Source organism: Aeromonas popoffii (assembly GCF_000820025.1).
GTDB classification, from domain to species: Bacteria; Pseudomonadota; Gammaproteobacteria; order Enterobacterales; family Aeromonadaceae; genus Aeromonas; species Aeromonas popoffii.
The window spans coordinates 4123-22598 of the sequence record NZ_CDBI01000012.1; the positions used below are offsets into that span (position 1 = coordinate 4123).

The 18476-nt window shown below is 55.9% G+C and carries 22 protein-coding genes; 16 read left to right on the forward strand and 6 right to left on the reverse strand.

From position 1 onward, the window contains the following. Positions 1 to 214: 214 nt before the first annotated feature. Both BN1129_RS02155 and BN1129_RS22070 read left to right on the forward strand, forming a co-directional pair. Positions 215 to 718, forward strand: coding sequence for a DinB family protein (locus BN1129_RS02155; RefSeq protein WP_042034191.1), 504 nt, complete (start codon positions 215 to 217; stop codon positions 716 to 718). A gap of 113 nt (positions 719 to 831) precedes the next feature. Further along, positions 832 to 1116 (forward strand): hypothetical protein, encoded by a 285-nt coding sequence (locus BN1129_RS22070; RefSeq protein ID WP_084204541.1) that lies wholly within the window; start codon positions 832 to 834, stop codon positions 1114 to 1116. A 76-nt stretch (positions 1117 to 1192) separates the two neighbouring features. Here BN1129_RS22070 and cysC read toward each other — a convergent pair whose 3' ends face one another. From cysC to cysG, 4 genes are all read right to left on the reverse strand, one after another. Next, positions 1193 to 1786: an adenylyl-sulfate kinase gene (cysC, locus tag BN1129_RS02160; protein WP_042034192.1), complete on the reverse strand. Its 594-nt coding sequence runs from the start codon at positions 1784 to 1786 to the stop codon at positions 1193 to 1195. A 153-nt stretch (positions 1787 to 1939) separates the two neighbouring features. After that, entirely contained in the window at positions 1940 to 3361 is a 1422-nt protein-coding gene (gene cysN, locus BN1129_RS02165) for a sulfate adenylyltransferase subunit CysN (RefSeq protein WP_042034193.1), read from the reverse strand. Between the two features lie 11 nt (positions 3362 to 3372). Then, positions 3373 to 4341: a sulfate adenylyltransferase subunit CysD gene (gene cysD / locus BN1129_RS02170; protein ID WP_280136027.1), complete on the reverse strand. Its 969-nt coding sequence runs from the start codon at positions 4339 to 4341 to the stop codon at positions 3373 to 3375. 95 nt (positions 4342 to 4436) lie between these two features. Then, on the reverse strand, positions 4437 to 5885 hold the full coding sequence (gene cysG, locus BN1129_RS02175) for a siroheme synthase CysG (protein ID WP_084204542.1): 1449 nt from the start codon (positions 5883 to 5885) through the stop codon (positions 4437 to 4439). Positions 5886 to 6082: 197 nt separating this feature from the next. On the opposite strand from cysG, the gene BN1129_RS02180 reads away from it, so the two are divergent. Together BN1129_RS02180 and BN1129_RS02185 are read left to right on the forward strand one after the other, a co-directional pair. After that, on the forward strand, positions 6083 to 7003 hold the full coding sequence (locus tag BN1129_RS02180; protein WP_042034195.1) for an SPFH domain-containing protein: 921 nt from the start codon (positions 6083 to 6085) through the stop codon (positions 7001 to 7003). Beyond that, entirely contained in the window at positions 7000 to 7455 is a 456-nt protein-coding gene (locus tag BN1129_RS02185) for an NfeD family protein (protein ID WP_042034196.1), read from the forward strand. Before BN1129_RS02180 ends, BN1129_RS02185 begins: the two co-directional genes overlap by 4 nt. An 80-nt stretch (positions 7456 to 7535) precedes the next feature. Here BN1129_RS02185 and BN1129_RS02190 read toward each other — a convergent pair whose 3' ends face one another. Beyond that, positions 7536 to 7946, reverse strand: a complete 411-nt coding sequence (locus BN1129_RS02190) for a CBS domain-containing protein (protein ID WP_042034197.1) — start codon at positions 7944 to 7946, stop codon at positions 7536 to 7538. A gap of 153 nt (positions 7947 to 8099) precedes the next feature. Here BN1129_RS02190 and BN1129_RS02195 point away from each other — a divergent pair, with 153 nt between their 5' ends. From BN1129_RS02195 to BN1129_RS02205, 3 genes are read left to right on the forward strand one after another with little or no spacing between them, the layout of a single operon-like run. Next, positions 8100 to 10010 (forward strand): ABC transporter ATP-binding protein, encoded by a 1911-nt coding sequence (locus tag BN1129_RS02195; RefSeq protein ID WP_042034198.1) that lies wholly within the window; start codon positions 8100 to 8102, stop codon positions 10008 to 10010. After that, complete coding sequence (locus tag BN1129_RS02200) at positions 10003 to 10464, forward strand: DUF2390 domain-containing protein (RefSeq protein ID WP_042034199.1); 462 nt, start codon at positions 10003 to 10005, stop codon at positions 10462 to 10464. The genes BN1129_RS02195 and BN1129_RS02200 overlap by 8 nt, the downstream gene beginning before the upstream one ends. Continuing rightward, the gene (locus tag BN1129_RS02205; RefSeq protein ID WP_042034200.1) at positions 10458 to 11327 is read left to right on the forward strand and encodes a 23S rRNA (adenine(2030)-N(6))-methyltransferase RlmJ; all 870 of its coding nucleotides are present in this window, start codon (positions 10458 to 10460) and stop codon (positions 11325 to 11327) included. The genes BN1129_RS02200 and BN1129_RS02205 overlap by 7 nt, the downstream gene beginning before the upstream one ends. A 117-nt stretch (positions 11328 to 11444) precedes the next feature. Here BN1129_RS02205 and BN1129_RS02210 read toward each other — a convergent pair whose 3' ends face one another. After that, positions 11445 to 11651, reverse strand: coding sequence for a hypothetical protein (locus tag BN1129_RS02210; RefSeq protein WP_042034202.1), 207 nt, complete (start codon positions 11649 to 11651; stop codon positions 11445 to 11447). A gap of 191 nt (positions 11652 to 11842) precedes the next feature. Here BN1129_RS02210 and BN1129_RS02215 point away from each other — a divergent pair, with 191 nt between their 5' ends. The 9 genes from BN1129_RS02215 to BN1129_RS23025 form a co-directional block, all read left to right on the forward strand. Next, positions 11843 to 12205 carry a DUF2061 domain-containing protein gene (locus tag BN1129_RS02215; protein ID WP_042034204.1) on the forward strand — a complete coding sequence of 121 codons (363 nt, stop codon included), beginning with the start codon at positions 11843 to 11845 and terminating at the stop codon, positions 12203 to 12205. 203 nt (positions 12206 to 12408) lie between these two features. After that, a complete protein-coding gene (locus BN1129_RS02220) occupies positions 12409 to 12801 on the forward strand; it encodes an ACT domain-containing protein (RefSeq protein WP_042034205.1) in 393 nt (130 codons plus the stop codon). A 73-nt stretch (positions 12802 to 12874) separates the two neighbouring features. Further along, the gene (locus BN1129_RS02225; protein WP_209418469.1) at positions 12875 to 13798 is read left to right on the forward strand and encodes a 5'-nucleotidase, lipoprotein e(P4) family; all 924 of its coding nucleotides are present in this window, start codon (positions 12875 to 12877) and stop codon (positions 13796 to 13798) included. A gap of 219 nt (positions 13799 to 14017) precedes the next feature. Then, the gene (locus BN1129_RS02230; protein ID WP_042034207.1) at positions 14018 to 14617 is read left to right on the forward strand and encodes an MliC family protein; all 600 of its coding nucleotides are present in this window, start codon (positions 14018 to 14020) and stop codon (positions 14615 to 14617) included. A 465-nt stretch (positions 14618 to 15082) separates the two neighbouring features. Beyond that, positions 15083 to 15223, forward strand: coding sequence for a hypothetical protein (locus tag BN1129_RS23020; protein ID WP_157013230.1), 141 nt, complete (start codon positions 15083 to 15085; stop codon positions 15221 to 15223). A gap of 22 nt (positions 15224 to 15245) precedes the next feature. Then, a complete protein-coding gene (locus BN1129_RS22075) occupies positions 15246 to 15824 on the forward strand; it encodes a GNAT family N-acetyltransferase (protein ID WP_084204544.1) in 579 nt (192 codons plus the stop codon). 340 nt (positions 15825 to 16164) lie between these two features. Next, positions 16165 to 17169: an alpha/beta hydrolase family protein gene (locus BN1129_RS22080; RefSeq protein ID WP_084204545.1), complete on the forward strand. Its 1005-nt coding sequence runs from the start codon at positions 16165 to 16167 to the stop codon at positions 17167 to 17169. A gap of 3 nt (positions 17170 to 17172) precedes the next feature. Next, positions 17173 to 17439, forward strand: a complete 267-nt coding sequence (locus BN1129_RS02240) for a VOC family protein (RefSeq protein ID WP_084204546.1) — start codon at positions 17173 to 17175, stop codon at positions 17437 to 17439. 113 nt (positions 17440 to 17552) lie between these two features. After that, positions 17553 to 18476 (forward strand): ABC-three component system protein (locus BN1129_RS23025; protein WP_157013231.1); only part of this gene is annotated, 924 nt, incomplete at its 3' end.

Below are 18476 nucleotides of genomic sequence, written 5' to 3' on the forward strand. Positions count from 1 at the left end.
GAAGCCCAACAGATGAGCATTATCACCTCAACCAGAGCGGGATAAACATGGATGGGGCCGATCGGTAAAACAAATTTGCAGATACGTTTCGCGGTAAACGTTGGGCTTCACTTCGTTCAGCACCAACCTACGATTTTTAGCCCAACATACGAGATCACTTTACCACAAATTAGCTCCACTACGTTTTTCCCCTGAGCGCGGTGTTAGGTATCAAATGGAAACTTCACTACTACACAAGGCACTTGAGTACAAATGCTGGGCCGATAGAAGAACGCTGGATGTGGTGGGAACCATTGATCCAGTCCAAGGCGCGGCATCACTTGCGTTTGCTCGTCAGCAGCTCAATCACATGGTCAGGGTCGAGGAGAATTTCAGGGCTAGACTCCAATCGACACCTGAGCCGCACCCCTCGACAAATACAGAACTAGTACCTTCGCTCCAAGAACTCGACCAACGACTGATGGTGTCAAATGAGTGGTTGGCAGCCTATGCCTCGCACCTGCGAACCGATCAGGCTCACCAGACACTGAGCTTTACCTTTGTCGATGGCTTTCGGGGATCTATGACACCAACCGAGATTCTGTTTCATATCGTCAATCATGGAACATACCACCGTGGGGCTATCGGCCATGCACTCGATCTGGCGGCCGCGATGAGACCCGCCGATACCTACACAGTGTTTATTCACCAACTCGAGCCGCACCGTCGTGATGCCTAACCCTGAGCTCAACTGGAATGCCGCCTTCGGGCCTCATTTCATTCTGGCTCTGCGGCGTCCGGCCATGGCGGTTCGGTTAGCTCAAACCTTAGGTTTATGAGGACAATATCAAGATGAACATGATTTCCTATTGGAAAGACTATAAAGAAATACATGTTGATGATGGCTTAAAGATAATCATTGGCTGGTATGATCACAAGAACCAATATAATGGTGGCGAAAAATCACTTGGTGTTCACTGGGGGGATTACCCTCAATCTAGGGGCATATTAAGCCCATGTGTGATACCTGAAGCAACACGTAGCGCTATTCTATCTGGTTTACTACATCAGGCAGTAACGAATGGAGCAAGAGAGCAAATAGCCTCTATTACTGAATCTATCGAGTTCTTTAACTGAGGAGCATCATTGGAAAGAAATAAATAAGGGGGCAAACGCCCCCTTGTTTATCAAAATTCTGTTCGCACAATAAACCTCAGTCGATCAACCCACGCAGCCTTAACGCAGTCAGCAGCTCATCCACCAACGCTGCCACTGGCTTGCCAGCATTCAGCAGATGGATTTCCGGCTGCTCCGGTGCCTCGTAGGCGGAGTCGATACCGGTAAAGTTGCGAATTTCCCCGGCACGCGCCTTTTTATAGAGCCCCTTGGGGTCGCGCTCTTCACAGATGGCGAGCGGCGCATCGACAAACACCTCGACAAACTCGTCAGCCCCCAACAGATTGCGCACCAGATCCCGCTCGGCGCGAAATGGCGAGATAAAGGCGGTAAGCACAATCAGGCCCGCATCCACCATCAGTTTTGCCACCTCGCCGACCCGGCGGATATTCTCCTGGCGGGCGGCATCATCGAAACCGAGATCGCCGCACAGGCCGTGGCGCACATTGTCCCCATCCAGCAGATAGGTGTGCTTGCCCTCGGCGGCCAACGCCTGCTCCAGCGCCCCCGCCAGGGTCGATTTACCCGCTCCCGACAACCCGGTAAACCAGATAACCAGCGGCTTCTGCCCTTTGAGCCCTGCCCGGCTTGCCTTGTTCACCGCATGCTGGTGCCACACAACGTTATTCATCCAGACTCCTTCTCTACCGCTCAATCCTTCACCCTGGCCCTCCCCCCACAGGAGAGGGCCTATCAAGCCCCGTCTCCCTCTCTTTTATTTGGCGGGAGCAGGGCTGGGGATAAGGGGAATTCCTCCGCTCTCGCGGGGGAAGGGAATGACGACCTACGCCTTGTCGCTGCCAATAGCCAGCGCCTGCCAGTGGGGGAAGTGTTTGCGTACCAAGGCGTTTAACTCGATCTCGAACTCGCTGTAGTGCCCTGCCACTACTTTCGCGGCCAGGCCTTCCACTATCATGCCCGCCCCGACGGTGACGTTGCTCAGCCGGTCGATCAGGATAAAGCTGCCGGTGTCGCGGATATCCGTATACGGGTCAAACGCCACCGGATCGGTCAGGCTCACTTCGCACAGGCCAATCTCGTTGAGCTTGAGCTCGCTTGCGGGCAGCTCGTCCAGCTTGTTGATCTCGATGCGATGGCGGATGGCCTCCACCTGACCTCGGGTCTTTTTGGTGGCCAGCTTGATGTCATAGACCCGGCCCGATTGCAGGGACTCCTCCCCCATCCAGACGATATGGGCCAGCACGTTCTGGGTCACCAGCGGTTTTCTGGCGGCATCCACCAGCAGATCGCCGCGACTGATGTCGATCTCGTCGGCAAAGGTGACAGTGATGGCCTGACCCGGCAGGGCGTACTCCAGATCCCCGTCGAAGGTGACGATGCGGGTCACTGTGCTCTCTTTGCCGGACGGCAACACAGCCAGCTTGTCGCCGACCCGCAAAATACCGGCCGCGAGCGTCCCCGCGAAACCGCGAAAATCGAGGTTGGGGCGGTTCACGTACTGCACCGGCAAGCGCACCGGATGGCGCTCCAGCTCGCGCTCTACCTCGGCGGATTCCAGCAGGGAGAGCAGGGTTTCGCCCTGATACCAGGCCAGCTTGTCGCTCGGGTTGACCACGTTGTCACCGTCCAGCGCCGAGACAGGTACTATATGGATGGTGTCGACACTGAGCTTCTTGGCAAACTCGCGATAATCGGCACTGATGCGATCGAACACCTCCTGGCTGAACTCCACCAGATCCATCTTGTTGACCGCCACCACGAACTGCTTGATGCCGAGCAGGCTCGCGATAAAGCTGTGGCGACGGGTCTGATCCAGCACCCCTTTGCGGGCATCGATCAGAATAATGGCCAGATCGCAGGTGGAAGCGCCGGTGGCCATGTTGCGGGTGTACTGCTCGTGGCCCGGGGTATCCGAGATGATGAATTTGCGCTTGGCGGTAGAAAAATAGCGGTAGGCCACGTCTATGGTGATGCCCTGCTCGCGCTCCGCCTGCAGGCCATCCACCAGCAGCGCCAGATCGAGTTTTTCACCGGTGGTGCCGAGCTTCTGGCTGTCGGACTCCAGCGCTTTGAGCTGATCTTCATAAATCTGCTGGGAGTCGTGCAACAGGCGACCGATCAAGGTGCTCTTGCCGTCATCCACGCTGCCGCAGGTGAGAAAACGCAGCAGACTCTTGTGCTGCTGGGCGTGCAGGTAGGCTTCAATGCCCTGTTCGCTGATGGCGGTCTGAATATGGTTGTTCATGTTGCGATTCCTTAGAAATATCCCTGACGCTTCTTCTGCTCCATGGAGCCTGCCTGATCGTGGTCAATCAGCCGCCCTTGCCGCTCGCTCGAGGTGGTGAGCAGCATCTCTTCGATGATCTCCGGCAAGGTGGTGGCATCGGATTCGATGGCCCCGGTCAGCGGGTAGCAGCCGAGGGTACGGAAGCGCACCAGCTCCTGCTTCACTTCATCTTCAGGGCCGATGGGCATGCGCTCGTCATCCACCATGATCTTGATGCCGTTGCGCTCAACAACCGGACGGTGAGCGGCGAAGTAGAGCGGCACTATGTCGATGTTTTCCAGATAGATGTATTGCCAGATGTCGAGCTCGGTCCAGTTGGAGAGCGGGAACACCCGGATGCTCTCCCCCTTGTTGACCTGGCTGTTGTAGACACGCCACAGCTCGGGCCGCTGGTTCTTCGGATCCCAGCGGTGGGACTTGTCACGGAAGGAGTAGACCCGCTCCTTGGCGCGGGACTTCTCCTCGTCGCGACGGGCACCGCCAAAGGCGGCATCGAAGCCGTGCTGGTTGAGCGCCTGCTTGAGCCCTTCGGTCTTCATGATGTCGGTGTGCTTGCCGCTGCCGTGTACGAAGGGGTTGATGCCCATGGCGAGGCCGTCCGGGTTCTTGTGGACGATGAGATCCAGCCCGTATTTTTTGGCGGTCTCGTCGCGGAATTTGATCATCTCCTTGAACTTCCAGTCAGTGTCGACGTGGAGCAAGGGGAAGGGGATCTTGCCCGGATAGAAGGCCTTGCGGGCCAGATGCAGCATGACGGAGGAGTCCTTGCCGATGGAGTACATCATCACCGGGTTTTCAAATTCGGCAGCCACCTCGCGGATGATATGGATGCTCTCGGCTTCCAGCTGCTGCAGGTGAGTCAATCGTTCACGGGAGATACCTGCTGGGGTCTTCTCCACATCAGGTTGCTGCAAGTGAGTCACTCTTTCACGGTCCATGTTGGTCCTCGGGTCATTGCTAACGCGCATGGTCAGGGCGCTGGGTGGTTCAGTGCGCGGCCGCGCTGGCAGCCGCATCAAATAGGTCTTTGCTCTCAGGCCAGCTGCACCAGCTTGAGGTCGCAGCCATCAAGATCCGGGTTATCGCGCTGCTGCTCGCCACTCTTTTCCCCGCTTTTTTCCCCAAACCAAGCGAGCCGCTCGCGCAGTGCCACTACCTCGCCGATGACAATGAGCGACGGGCTCACGGCCTGCTGGGCCAGCACAGCCAACTCAGCGAGGGTGCCGGTCAGCACACGCTGACGGGCCGTGGTGCCCCGCTCTATGATGGCGATGGGGGTCGTGCTGCGGCGGCCGTGGCTCACCAGCTGCTGCTGAATGTGCTCGGATCGCATCAGCCCCATGTAGACGACCAGGGTCTGGTTGGTGGTGGCGAGCTGCTGCCAGTCGGGCTCCTTGCCATCGCTCTGGCAATGGCCCGTGATGAAGACGGCGCTCTGGGCGTGGTCGCGGTGGGTCAGCGGGATACCGGCATAGGCGGTGGCGCCAGCGGCGGCCGTGATGCCGGGCACCACAGAGAAGGGGATCCCCTCTGCCGCCAGCACTTCCAGCTCCTCGCCGCCCCGGCCAAACATAAAGGGATCGCCCCCCTTGAGCCGCACCACCCGATTACCCGCGCGGGCATGCTCCACCAGCAGGCGATTGGTCTCCTCCTGCGGCACGCTGTGGGCACCGGCCTTCTTGCCGACCGAGACCAGGGTGGCATCGCGGCGCACCAGATCGAGGATCTCCGGAGAGACCAGCTGGTCATAGAGCACCACTTCCGCCTGCTGAATTTGTTGCAGCGCCTTGAGGGTCAGCAAGCCAGGATCGCCGGGCCCCGCACCGACCAGCACCACCTCACCCACCTCGCTCTTGGCCTGATCCAGACCGTCGTTCAGCCAGCGCTCGGCACTCTGCCAATCCTGCTTTTCGATGAGGCCAGCCAGGGTATTGGAGGCAAACGCCCGCTCCCAGAAACGGCGACGATCGGAAATGGATGAGAGCACCCGCTTGGCCTTGTCGCGCACCCGGCCGGAGAGTTCGGTGAGCCCCCCCAGATGGCGGGGCAGCAGGCTCTCTAGCCGCTCGCGCAGCAGGCGTACCAGTACGGGGGCCTTGCCACCGCTGGAGATGGCGACCATCAGGGGAGATCGGTCGATGATGGAGGGAAAGATGAAGCTGGAACGCTTGGGGTCATCCACCACATTGACGAACAGACCGCGCTGATTGGCGCTCTGATAAACGAGGGCATTGACCTCGAGATCGTCGGTGGCGGCCACCACCAGGATCTGACCGGTCAGATGGGCCGGCGTAAAACGCTCGACCAGATGAGTGAAGCGACCGGTAAAGGCGGTGAATTCGGGGTCAATCTCGGGGGAGACCAGGGTCAGCCTTGCGCCTGCGGCCAGCAGCAGACGTGCTTTGCGCAGGGCGACCTCGCCCCCGCCTACCAGCAACACAGGGCGGCCTTCCAACCTGGCAAACATAGGTAAATAATCCATTTCGGCCCATCCCTTGGAACACGACTAATATAGGGCGACTATAGGCAGGGCTGCTTATCCCTCAAAATAATAAAAAATGCTTTTTAATGCGTTTTAGTAATTAGCAAAGCAGTATGATGACGAAGGCGAACGAACATCCTTGTGGTGCTCGACGCTAGGCCATAGGCTAGTGAATGTGTTTCATAAGGAGCTTAATAATGAACGAGTCATTGATTGTGACGGGGATCTTCGTGTTCCTGGTGATCATCACCCTGAGTGCCGGGATCAAGATAATACCGCAGGGCTACAACTGGACAGTGGAGCGCTTCGGTCGCTACACCCGTACCCTTTCCCCCGGTCTCAACCTGCTGATCCCCTATGTGGACAGGATCGGCCACAGAATCATTATGATGGAACAGGTGCTGGACATACCGGCGCAGGAGGTAATCTCCCGCGACAACGCCAACGTCACCATAGACGCCATCAGCTTCATACAGGTGGTGGATGCCCGCAAAGCGGCCTATGAGGTCAACGATCTCACCAGCGCCATCCGCAATCTCTCCATGACCAACATGCGGACCGTGCTCGGCGCCATGGAGCTGGACGAGATGCTCTCCCAGCGTGACACCATCAACGAGAAACTGCTGCGCACCATGGATGCGGCCACCGCCCCCTGGGGCATCAAGGTGACCCGGATCGAGATCAGGGATGTGCGTCCGCCGGTGTCACTGGTAGAAGCCATGAACGCCCAGATGAAGGCCGAGCGCCAGAAACGGGCCGAGGTGCTGGAAGCCGAAGGGGTGCGCCAGTCCAAGATCCTCAAAGCCGAAGGCGAGAAGCAGTCCCAGATCCTCAAGGCTGAGGGTGAGCGTCAGGCCGCCTTCCTCGCCGCCGAATCGCGGGAACGGGCCGCCGAGGCGGAAGCCAAGGCAACCCACATGGTTTCCAAGGCCATCGCCGAGGGGGATATGCAGGCCATCAACTACTTCGTTGCCCAGAAATACACGGAAGCGCTGGCCCGCATCGGTGAAGGCCCCAACAGCAAGATCATCATGATGCCGCTCGAAGCAGGCAGCCTGATTGGCTCGGTAGCTGGCATGGCTGAGCTGTTCAGGGACGGCAAGAGTAGCAAGTCATGACAGCCCTGCTCACGGAGCTGACCCACTGGCACTGGCTGGGGCTCGGTTTCGTGCTGCTGGCCATCGAAGTGCTGAGCTCGGTGGGTTTCCTGCTCTGGACCGGCATAGCCGCGGTGGAAGTCGGCTTGATCCTGCTGCTCTGGCCCTTCGGCTGGCAAGCGCAGCTGATGCTGTTTGCGGTGCAATCCCTGCTCACCACCTGGGTCTGGTGGCGCTGGCAGCACCGGCTGGACAGCTCGGGTCAGGATGCCGCCAGCCCCATCAATGAGCGGATGCAGAGCTATCTGGGCCGTGAGTTGACCCTGCTGGATGATGTGGTGCAGGGAACAAGCCGGGTGCGTCTGGATGACACCGTCTGGACGGTGCGCAGCGAGGTGCCGCTCACCGCGGGCAGTCGGGTCAAGGTGGTGGGGGCGGATTCCCACATCCTGTTGGTGGAACAATTGCCCTGACTCGGGCCAACCATCACCACTTGATGACACAACAAAGGGCTCCGCGGAGCCCTTTCTCATGGGGTGGCACAGGCCAAAGACTAGAAAGCGTCAGCGTCGAGGGCGGTGCGCAGCAGATCCTTCCAGCTGATGATGCCGACCAGGGCGCCATTTTCCAGCACTGGCAGGCAGGAGACATTCTTCTCCAGCATGATTTTCACGCCGTCGCGCACCGGCAGATGGGGAGCTATGGTGACGGGATGGCGGCTCATGATCTGATGGGCCCGCTTGGTGAGGGTTTCAGTGTCACGGCTCATCTCGGCTTCGGAGTCGAGATAGGGGCTGATGGCACGGAACAGATCCCGGTCCGAGATGACCCCCACCAGCTCCTCCTCTTCCAGCACCAGCAGGTGGCGGAAGTGGGCCTGCTCGAAGATATCCTTGATGACAGTGAGTCTGTCATCCATGGAAACGGTAGCGACCCGGGTCGTCATTATGTCTCTGATAAGCATGCTAACCTCCCCAACCCTGACTGATTTCTCTGTTATGGCATGTTTTTGCCCCCCCAGCCAGTGGGCCCCCCCCACCTCAAGTGCAAATCTGCGCCATTTCACGTAAGATCCGCGCCAGTTTTTCTCCTCCATTTGAGCAAGCAGACCCCATCCATGATAGTTGCCAGTCAAATCGAACTGATCCGCGGCGGCCGCAAGCTGCTGGACAACGCCTCCGCCACCATACACCCGGGCCACAAGGTGGGCCTGGTGGGTAAAAACGGCTGTGGCAAGTCCACCTTTTTTGCACTGGTACGGGGCGAGCTGGCCATCGACAGCGGCAGCTTCAGCCTGCCTGCCGGCTGGCAGATCGCTGGCGTCGCCCAGGAGACGCCGGCCCTTGACTGCTCGGCGCTCGAGTACGTGATCGACGGCGACAAGGAGTTCCGCTCGCTGGAGGCCCAGCTGGCCCAGGCCGAGTTGGATGACAACGGCCTGCTGGTGGCCGAGCTGCACGGCAAACTCGACACCATAGGCGCCTACAGCATTCGGGCCCGCGCCGCCGAGCTGCTGCACGGTCTGGGTTTCAGCGACGAGCAACTGGGCTCGCCGGTGCGCAGCTTCTCCGGTGGCTGGCGCATGCGCCTGAACCTCGCCCAGGCGCTACTCTGCCGCTCCGATCTGCTGCTGCTCGATGAACCGACCAACCACCTGGATCTCGATGCAGTGATCTGGCTGGAGAAGTGGCTCAAGGGCTATCAGGGCACGCTCGTCCTTATCTCTCACGACCGCGACTTCCTCGATTCGGTCATCAGCCGCATCATCCACATCGAGAACGGCAAGCTGAACGAATACACCGGCGGCTACTCCGACTTCGAACTGCAGCGCGCCGAACAGCTGGCCCAGCAGCAGTCCATGTACGAGAAGCAGCAGCGGGAGGTGTCCCACATGCAGGCCTATGTGGACCGCTTCCGCTACAAGGCCTCCAAGGCCCGTCAGGCACAGAGTCGCCTGAAAGCAATGGAGCGGATGGAGAAGCTGCTGCCTGCCCACGCCGACTCCGAGTTCAGCTTCGAGTTTCGCGAGCCGTCAGCCCTGCCGACCCCGCTCATCGCCATGGAGAATCTGTGCGCCGGTTACGGCGACAAGGTGATCCTGGAGAAGATCAAACTCAACCTGGTACCGGGTTCGCGCATCGGCCTGCTCGGTCGCAACGGCGCCGGCAAGTCCACCTTCATCAAGATGCTGTCTGGCACCAATCCCCCACTGTCAGGCAAGCTGGAGGTGAGCGCCGGGGTCAGCATAGGCTACTTCGCCCAGCATCAGCTGGAGACCCTGCGCCTCGACGACACCCCCCTCGATCACCTGGCCCGCCTCGCGCCGGACAAATCCGAGCAGGAGCTGCGCAACTACCTGGGCAGCTTCGGCTTCCACGGTGACAAGGCCCTCGACAAGGTGGCCCCCTTCTCCGGCGGCGAGAAGGCACGGCTGGTGCTGGCCCTCGTCACCTGGCAAAAGCCCAACCTCTTGCTGCTGGATGAACCGACCAACCACCTGGATCTGGAGATGCGCCACGCCCTGACCATGGCGCTGCAAGGCTTCGAAGGGGCCATGGTAGTGGTGTCGCACGACCGGCACCTGCTGCGTACCACCACAGATGATTTCTATCTGGTGCATGGCGGCCGGGTCGAAGCCTTCGATGGCGATCTGGACGACTACCACAAGTGGCTCGGCGAGCAGGAGAAAGAGGCCAACGCCAAGCCAAGCGATGGCGTCATCTCCGCCAACTCGGCGCTGGCACGCAAGGATCAGAAGCGGCGCGAGGCTGAGTTCCGGCAAGCGACCCGCCCCCTGCGCCAGAAGCTGGAGAAGCTCGAAGCCAGCATGGAAAAACTGCAGACCCGGCTGGCCACGGTGGAAGAGCAACTGGCCGATCCCGCCATCTACGAAGAGAGCGCCAAGAACAAGCTCTCCGAACTGCTCAAGTCCCAGGGCCCCATCAAGGAGGAGCTGGAAGGGGTGGAGCTGGAGTGGATGAGCCTCTCAGAGGAGCTGGAAACCATGGAGCAGGCCTTCTTTGCGTGACGAACAGCTGATGACGACCGAGCAGGTCGCCGTACACGAACTGCCGACGCCGCTGGGTTTCTGGCACTGGAGCGGCAAGGTCTATGGCGAGCGCAACCAGGACTGGCTAACCGTGCAGGCGCAGGGCGGCAACGTCAATCTGGCTCTGTTGTTGCACCGGCTCGATCAACTCGGCATCGTGGTCGATCTCACCGATCTGCAACCTGCGCTGGTGCAGACCGAAGCGGTCCTGACCCCCTGGCGTACCCTGCGCCAGGGCGCCAAGTCGCGGCTGGATGAGGAAGAGTATCAGGCCATGCTGGCCCACGAGCTGGAGCTGGAACGGCTGCAGCAGGGGGTCCTGCTGCAGACCTTGCGCAGCCTCACCCTGTTGCGGGGCAAGAGCCACAATTTGTTGAACTATCTATCGTTACTGGGTGCCCAGCAGGGCCCCCTCAGAGATCTAATATGCTGAGTTATCGCCACGCCTTTCACGCCGGCAACCACGCCGACGTGCTGAAACACACCGTTCAGGCCCTGATCATCGAGTCCCTCAAGAAGAAGGAGAAGCCCTTCATCGTGCTGGACACCCATGCCGGTGGCGGTCTCTACGACCTGCGCGGCGACTGGTCCCAGAAGAAGGCAGAGTATGCCGACGGCATCGGCCGCCTGTGGGACGAGCGGGCCCAGTGGTCTGCCATGGCCCCCTATCTGGGCGTCATCGAGGAGATGAACCCCGCTCAAGAAGGACACGACGGCGCGCTGCACTACTACCCCGGCTCGCCGGAGCTGTCACGCCGCCTCGCCCGCGAGCAGGACAAGCTGGCGCTGATGGAGCTGCACAACAACGAGGTGGAAGACCTGCGCGCCAACATGGGTTACGACCCCCGCGTCGCCGTTCACCACCGCGATGGCTTCGAAGGGCTGGTGGCCCTGTTGCCACCGACTCCGCGCCGCGGGCTGGTGCTGATCGATCCGCCCTACGAGCTGAAGGAAGATTACTTCGCCGTGGTCGATACCCTGAAAAAGGCACAGAAACGCTGGGCCACCGGCATCTATGCCCTCTGGTATCCCATCCTGGGTCAGGAGGCGGACAAATCCCGCGACATGCTCAAGGCGATCAAACGGGAGAACTTCGGCAACGTGCTGGTGGCCGAGCTGGAAGTGGCCGGCCAGACCGCCGATTGGGGCATGAACGGATCCGGCATGCTGATCATCAGCCCCCCCTGGATGCTGGCCGAGCAGATCGAAGCCTTCCTCAAACCGCTGTGCGCCAAGCTGGCACAGGGCGCCGGTGCCCAGTACAAGGTGGAATGGCTCAACAAGGCCGAGGGTTAATCCCCCGCCCCCGCTGCGCTCACCGAGTTCAAACGCAAAAGCCCCATCACGGGGCTTTTTCTATTGGGGTGCCTGTTTGTGCGGCGGCCTGAACCTGTTCGACCACTGCGGCGGCCCCTATGAGCGGGCGGGCAGATCCTGTTTCAGCGCAACCAGCAACAGGGCCAGCAGACCAAAGGGCGGAAACAGACAGAGCAGTGAGCAGATAAGGGTGACCAGCGCCGGATGCTCGCTCTTGCGGCGCGCCAGTCGCCAGGCGATGAGGCCGACGATGACCATCAGCAACGCAATAAACTGGCCAAGCAGGGTGGCATTGATATTCATGAAAGATCCTTTTTCATGGGCAAGCGTGAAGAACCTGTACTTTATCGACTTGGCTGCGATTGGCAACCGCTGAACCGCACCGGCCACTCGCCCCTTGATAGGTTTTCTCTATATCGGCAATAGATGAGAATAATTTTCATTTAATGTCATTGTGGCGGATACTACTGTCATCACCAGAGGGAGCCGCCATCATGAAAAAGACCATCAGCTTTGCCGCCCTGCACTTCATCGTGGCCTTTACCCTGGCTTACCTGCTGACCGGTGAGCTGCTGACCGCCAGCCTGATCGCGCTGATCGAGCCCGCCGTCAACACAGTCGCCTTCTACTTTCATGACCTCGGCTGGCACAAGTTCAAACCCGAGCACAGCCTGCAGGCCAAGACCAGCAGCTTCGCACTGGTCCACTTCAGTGTCGCCTTCGGGGTCGCCTTCCTGCTGAGCGGCGAGCTGCTCACCGGCGGCGTGATGGCGACGATCGAGCCTGCCATCAACACAGTCATCTTCTTCTTCCACGAGCGGCTATGGCGCAGCCGCCAGCCACTGGCGCTGGCCTGATCCTCTTGCTGCCGCCAGCCTCACAACCGGGCTGGCGACACTCGCCCACTGAGCAAGAAACAGCCCCCGCTTCACATCCCGCGCACTGGCGGCGAAACCGCAACGCTTATCAAGAAAACCCATAGCCCATTAGCACAAGTGGTTACTTTTTCCGCCAACGGGTGTGGCAGACTAGCCTGCCGTCACCGTCAGCAGGAGCAAACATGAAAGGTGAAACCGACCTTGCCACCTTGTTAAAAGGAGCCAGTCCCGTTCTCAATCCGGGAGAATATGTCTTCTGTACCCTTGCCACGCCAAGCCAGACCTTGCTGGCCAGTGCTGTCGCTACGATCAAAGAGCAGGAGGGACATACTCTGGTATTGCCCAAAGCATTGGCAGAGCAACAGGGTCTTGAATTTGCCTATGTGGCCGCCTGGATTACTCTCACGGTTCACTCCGATTTAGCCGCTGTGGGGTTGACGGCAGCCTTTGCCAGCGCCCTGGCACGACATCAAATCAGCTGCAACGTGATGGCCGGTTATTATCATGACCATATTTTCGTGGCGCATCAGCACGGAGCCAAGGCGGTTGCCGTATTAAACAGACTCGCCACCTAATTGATCATCCCCCCCCTGCCTGGCAGCCCTGACAATATGGGCTTGGGGCTGACGTAGCACCTATGGCACTCTGGTGACTTTCAAACACCATTGGGCGGTAGTCTCCTATCGCTTACCTTCTCGACTGAACAACATGGAGTATGTTCTCATGCCTTTATTCACCAAAACCCTGACAACTGTCGCGCTGCTGGGCGCCATGGCGGGGGCACACGCCCAGCCTCTTCCCGCGACCAACCACGACGCCCCGACAGGCAATGGCACCAACAATCTATTGATCGCGGCAGTGGCCTGGAAACAAACGGCAGCCGAATATCAAGCCCTCTACCATCAGGGGTATAATCTGGCCCGGATGCAGCTGGAAAAAGCCCTCGAGGCGCACAAACCGGGTGACAAGCCCCTTGCAGTGATCACTGATCTGGATGACACCATTTTTCTGCCGCTGCCTTATTGGGGCTACCTGATCAACAACAATAAAGACTTCTTTGATGATCCGGTTTGGGATGCCTGGCTCCCCAAAAACCAGATGGTAGTGGCACCCGGCGCATTGGCGTTTTTTAAATTCGCAGCGAGCAAAGGGGTGGAAGTGTTTTATGTCAGCTCTCGGGATCAAGGAGATAAAACGCAAGAAATAGGGGTCAACCAGGTGCGACTAGCCGGCCTGCCCTTTGCGGATGACCAGCATGTCACCCTGCTGCGCGACTCATCCAATAAAGAGACTCGCCAGGATGAAATCGCGCAAGCCTTCAACGTTGTGCTCTACCTGGGTGATAACCTCAATGACTTTCGCCGCAAATACTACAGCCAGGATGTGGAAGAGCGCTTGACGCAGATGGAAGCAGACAAAGAGTTGTACGGCACTCGCTACATACTGTTTCCCAATCCGACAGACGGCCACTGGCTGCGCGCCATCTTCGGCGATAGCGAACCTCAGCCCAACGATAGCAACCGCGCGCGCTTCAAAGAGGCTGCAACCCGCAACGCCTGGGATGGTCGCTAATCCTGCGTCACCTCCCTTTGCACCATCCGCCCCTGAATCGCTGATGGGTGCCAACAAGATGGGGTCGCTGCGCAGATAACCCCGTCTCTCGCACCAAGAGAGCAGGCTCTGCCAATCGGGGCCGCCCGGCGCAAATCGCGCTCGGCGGCCCTGCTGCATTGTGCTGTAGAGTGTGCTCTAGTAACGGGGTATCCAACCCTGTTTGCTGGAGTCTTCCCGATGAACAAGCTGCTGCTTGGCCCCCTGCTGTTTGCCCCTCTGCTGGCCTGCGCTGCCACCCCCTCCTTTGATTGCGCCAAGGCAGCCGGCGCGGCCGAAACCCTGATCTGCAAGGATGCCGGACTGGCGGCCCTTGATCACGAACTGGCGGCCCTCTACCCCAAGGCAATTGCCAGCCTCTCCCCCGAACAGCTCAAAACGGAGAAGGCCATGCAGCGCGGCTGGATCAAGGGTCGCAACGACTGCTGGAAAGCCAAGGATCTGCGCCAGTGTGTGGAAGAGAGCTACCAGCTGCGGATCACCGAGCTGCAGATCAGCGGCGGCCAGCTGATGGTGCCGACCCCGGTCAACTACCAGTGCGGCAACAAGGTCACCCTCTCCACCTACTTCTATCACGATGCCAAGCTGCACGCCGCGGTGATCAACCTGAGCGAGGGCGATAGCCAACAGCAAGTGCTCGCCTATGACGCCCCCAGCGCCAGCGGCGCCCGCTATGAAGGGCAAAACCTCACCCTTTTTACCAAGGGGAACGAGGCCAGCCTGGCGCGTTATGGCCAGCCGACACTTAGCTGCACTGAGATCCCGACCAAGAGCAACTGACCGCAGCACGGGGGCCGCCTGCACGCTGCCCCTTGCCAACCACAATGGCGCCCCCGCTATGCCAGAGGGTGACTTCCGCCATCCGTGGTCACACACTCGTTATCGCTACCTTTTGAAAAACGCTTCCCGCAGCTCACCACCCTCTATCGATCACACCGCCTTGTTCATTAATTTGTTGATCCTGCCCAGAAATCTTCCATTTCCCCCTTCCCCTCTGCGCCACGCCCTTTAACATACCCGATTGGCAACACTCGCCTCGTCGGAGTCACCCCATGAGCCCTGCCAACCCCACCCCGTTGGTTAAACGCAGCAGACTGGAGGCTGAAATTCAGGGGCGGTAGCCATGCTGTTTACCAGCGCGACAACCCAAATCCGCACCATGCAGCAGGTCGATATGGCTGGCGGACAAAGGGGGGGGATTTATAAACCAGCAACTGGTCAGTCAAACGATTGGATATGGTGTTTATGAGTAACATGTTTGCTTTAGATGCTGAGAGTGCCAACGCAATCAAAAAAAACCTCATTGAGCAAAAAGAGCAGGTAACCAACAAAACGATCAAGAAAAAGCCTCAAACAGGGTGGATTGACTGCTTGTCTGCCGCTTAGCTTTGCGTAATTAGGATTATTCGTGAAAATAACAGAAGCAACACTGTCAGATTTGGAACCATTTTTTACATATTTGAGTGTCCAGCTTTTAGATAATGCGGCTGACGACTCGCCACTCTTTCAACCCATGGCTAAAAAACACTGCCTGGTTACGGAGTCACTCCAAGCAAAATTTCGAGCTGGCTTTGGATCTGGCGTAGGTCAAGCTGGCTGGCGAAAGCTTTGGTTGATCAAAGACACGAGTGATAATATTTTTGGACATATAGATTTACGTCATTACAACGAAGAGTACAGATTTCACCGTGTTATGTTGGGCATGGGGGTTGACTGTCGCGTAAGAAAGCAGGGTTTGGGTGTAAAGCTAATAGAAACGGCCATCACGTTTTGTCGTGAATCAGAAGAAATTGAGTGGCTTGATTTAAATGTGCTTACAAACAACCTGCCAGCTAAGAATTTATATTTAAAGTGTGGATTCAACGTCGTTGGTGAGATGTCAGATTGTTACCGCATTGACGGTGAGTCAGTATCTGAAACCACGATGACACTGTGTACAAAACTTCCCGCCTCACAGAGTATTATTATGGAGCACACCCGTCGTTGACGTTAATATACTCTATTATTTTCCGCATTACATATCTATAATTTAATTTATAAAAAGATCACTCAAGTATTTATTTGCACACCTGTTTTGGTCTATGGCTTGTTGGCTTTATTGATAACTATTGGGCTTTAACAAACCCGCAGCCGTAAAGTGAATAGGGCAGTAGCCTATATCCTGCCTGTCAGGATGATGGCCTTGTCGCTCGCAGGGATCAATGCCAGTTTCGAGACGCATGGCCGTAGTGCCAGCCCTTGTTTTCCCTCCGCATTGCTACAGGAAATATCAGCTTTATATTTGAATTTATATCTGAAGCTAGATGAACGTATTTTAGGAAAAATAAATGAGCATAACATTTCGATTGGTACTTTCTTTGCTGATTTTTATGTCCACGTTATCCCATGCACATGAAGTGGGATTTCGTAAAGTGGAAGTGTCCTCATCAGAGACAAATAATAGTTTTCCGATGGTTTTGTTTTATCCAACCAGCAGCAAGCCAAAACTGGTTGAAATGGGGCCATTTAAAATGAATGTCGCCATAGGTGGGAACATATCAGCAGGCAAGTTCCCATTAGTCATGGTGTCCCATGGTTCGGGTAGCAGCAATTTATCATATAAAGATATAGCCGTTTCATTGGCAGCAAATGGCTTTATGGTTGCAATACCACTGCACCCTAAAAACAACTATATGGATAACTCACTAGAAGGATCTCTTGCCAATTATATAAATAGACCCAAGCACATTACCTCTGCACTGGATATGCTCCTTGGCACCCCAGGTTTAAATAGTCATATTGACTCAAATAAAGTCGCAGTGCTGGGCCACTCTGTTGGCGGCTATACTGCGCTCGCAGCCGCAGGCGGCATTGCAAACACAGGCAGTTTAATCTCATTATGCCGCAGTAAACCATCGTTATCAGACCCATATTGTGGCCCGGTACGTGAGGGCACTATAACGCAAGAAATTATAAACAACACCAAAGAAAATCGAATTAAAGCCCTGATATTAATGGCTCCAGTAGGTGCCCTGTTTACGGCTAAAGACTCTCTCACTGAGATCGACATTCCAATCTTATTGCTGAGGGCTGAAAAAGATGAAGAATTGACAGAGCCATATAATTGCAAGCTAATCGAGAAGAACATTGTAGATCAAGGTAAACTAACCAGCATCACAATTGCCAATGCCGGGCATTACTCATTTTTAACACCATTCCCTGAATCTCTTAAATCAGAACTCGGCGCGATAGCACAAGATCCCACAGGATTCGACCGAGAAGAATTTCAAAACACACTTGGCTTGCTCATTATTGATTATCTCAACTCAACACTGGGACAACCAAGGAGATAAGGTATGGAAAAAATACTGTATCGCGCTGCACTTGGCGTACTGACCGACCACCATCACATCGCCTTTCAGACGCAAGACAGCGCCATGGAGGATCGTTTTTATCAGGCTGCGCTGGCCAATGGCGGCAAAGAAAATGGCGATCCGGGCGAGCACAATTATCATCTCGGCTACTACGCCGCCTTTGTGCTCGTTCCGGACGGCAATAATATCGAAGCGGTTTATCACGGCGAGGTAAAGCTCTGTGCGGAGTCAGTGAAAATTTGGTTTTAGACATCTAATAATTTAACCTAGATAATCTAGAAGTATAATGGAAACGCATTGCTCAACGTAATGGTAATCCTAACCATCTTATATTTATTTCTTGCTAGCTAAAGAGCAAATGAATGAAAAATTTAAACTTACCCCCACTCGAATTGCCTTCACCAAAATCAGAGAACGTCAATAACTTCGTATCATCTAATCGTGTAAAATCGGGGAAAATAATCGCCCCTAGGCAACACTTATTTTTAATTTCAGCAGACGATTGGGAATTATTTATTAGTGAGTGGGGCTTATACCAAAAGAAGCATTATATTCTAGTAACTCGGATGGGTGGAGCTAACGATTATGGAATAGATGTTGCCTGCTTTAAATCTAATCAAGGCTTTAATGGTGCATGGGATAACTTTCAGTGTAAGTACTACAAAGGAGAACCATTAGCACCAAATACAGCAATACTAGAGATAGGAAAGTTCATTTGGCATATTTTTAATGACGATATTTCCACGCCAGATAATTATTATTTTTTCTCTCCTAAAGACTGTAGCCCATCTTTAAAGAAATTACTTCTAAACAGCCAAAAACTTAAAGAAAAAGTCACTGAAGATTGGGACAAAACTTGTTCTGACAAGATAACAAAAACTAATAATATAAAATTAGATGGCGATTTTCATAAATTCATTGATAAATTTGACTTTTCTATATTCAAGTATAAGCCAGTTGATCAAGTGATAGAAGAGTATAGAGAAACACCGTATTTCGCACTTAGATTTGGTGGTGGACTAAAAGACAGGCCAGAACCAGACCTCCCTCCCCAAAAAATAGAAGAAAAAGAGTCAAATTATATAAGTAACTTGTTTGAAGCTTATGCAGACCATAAAAAATTACCATCAGAAAATTTTAAATTAAATGAACATTCAGATTTATTGCCTCACTTTAAACGACAAAGAGAAGCCTTCTACTCGGCAGAGTCTTTAAGATCTTTTGCTAGAGATGCTATTTCTCCAGGAGTCTTTACTGCTCTACAAAAGGCAGGGCAAGATCGCGAA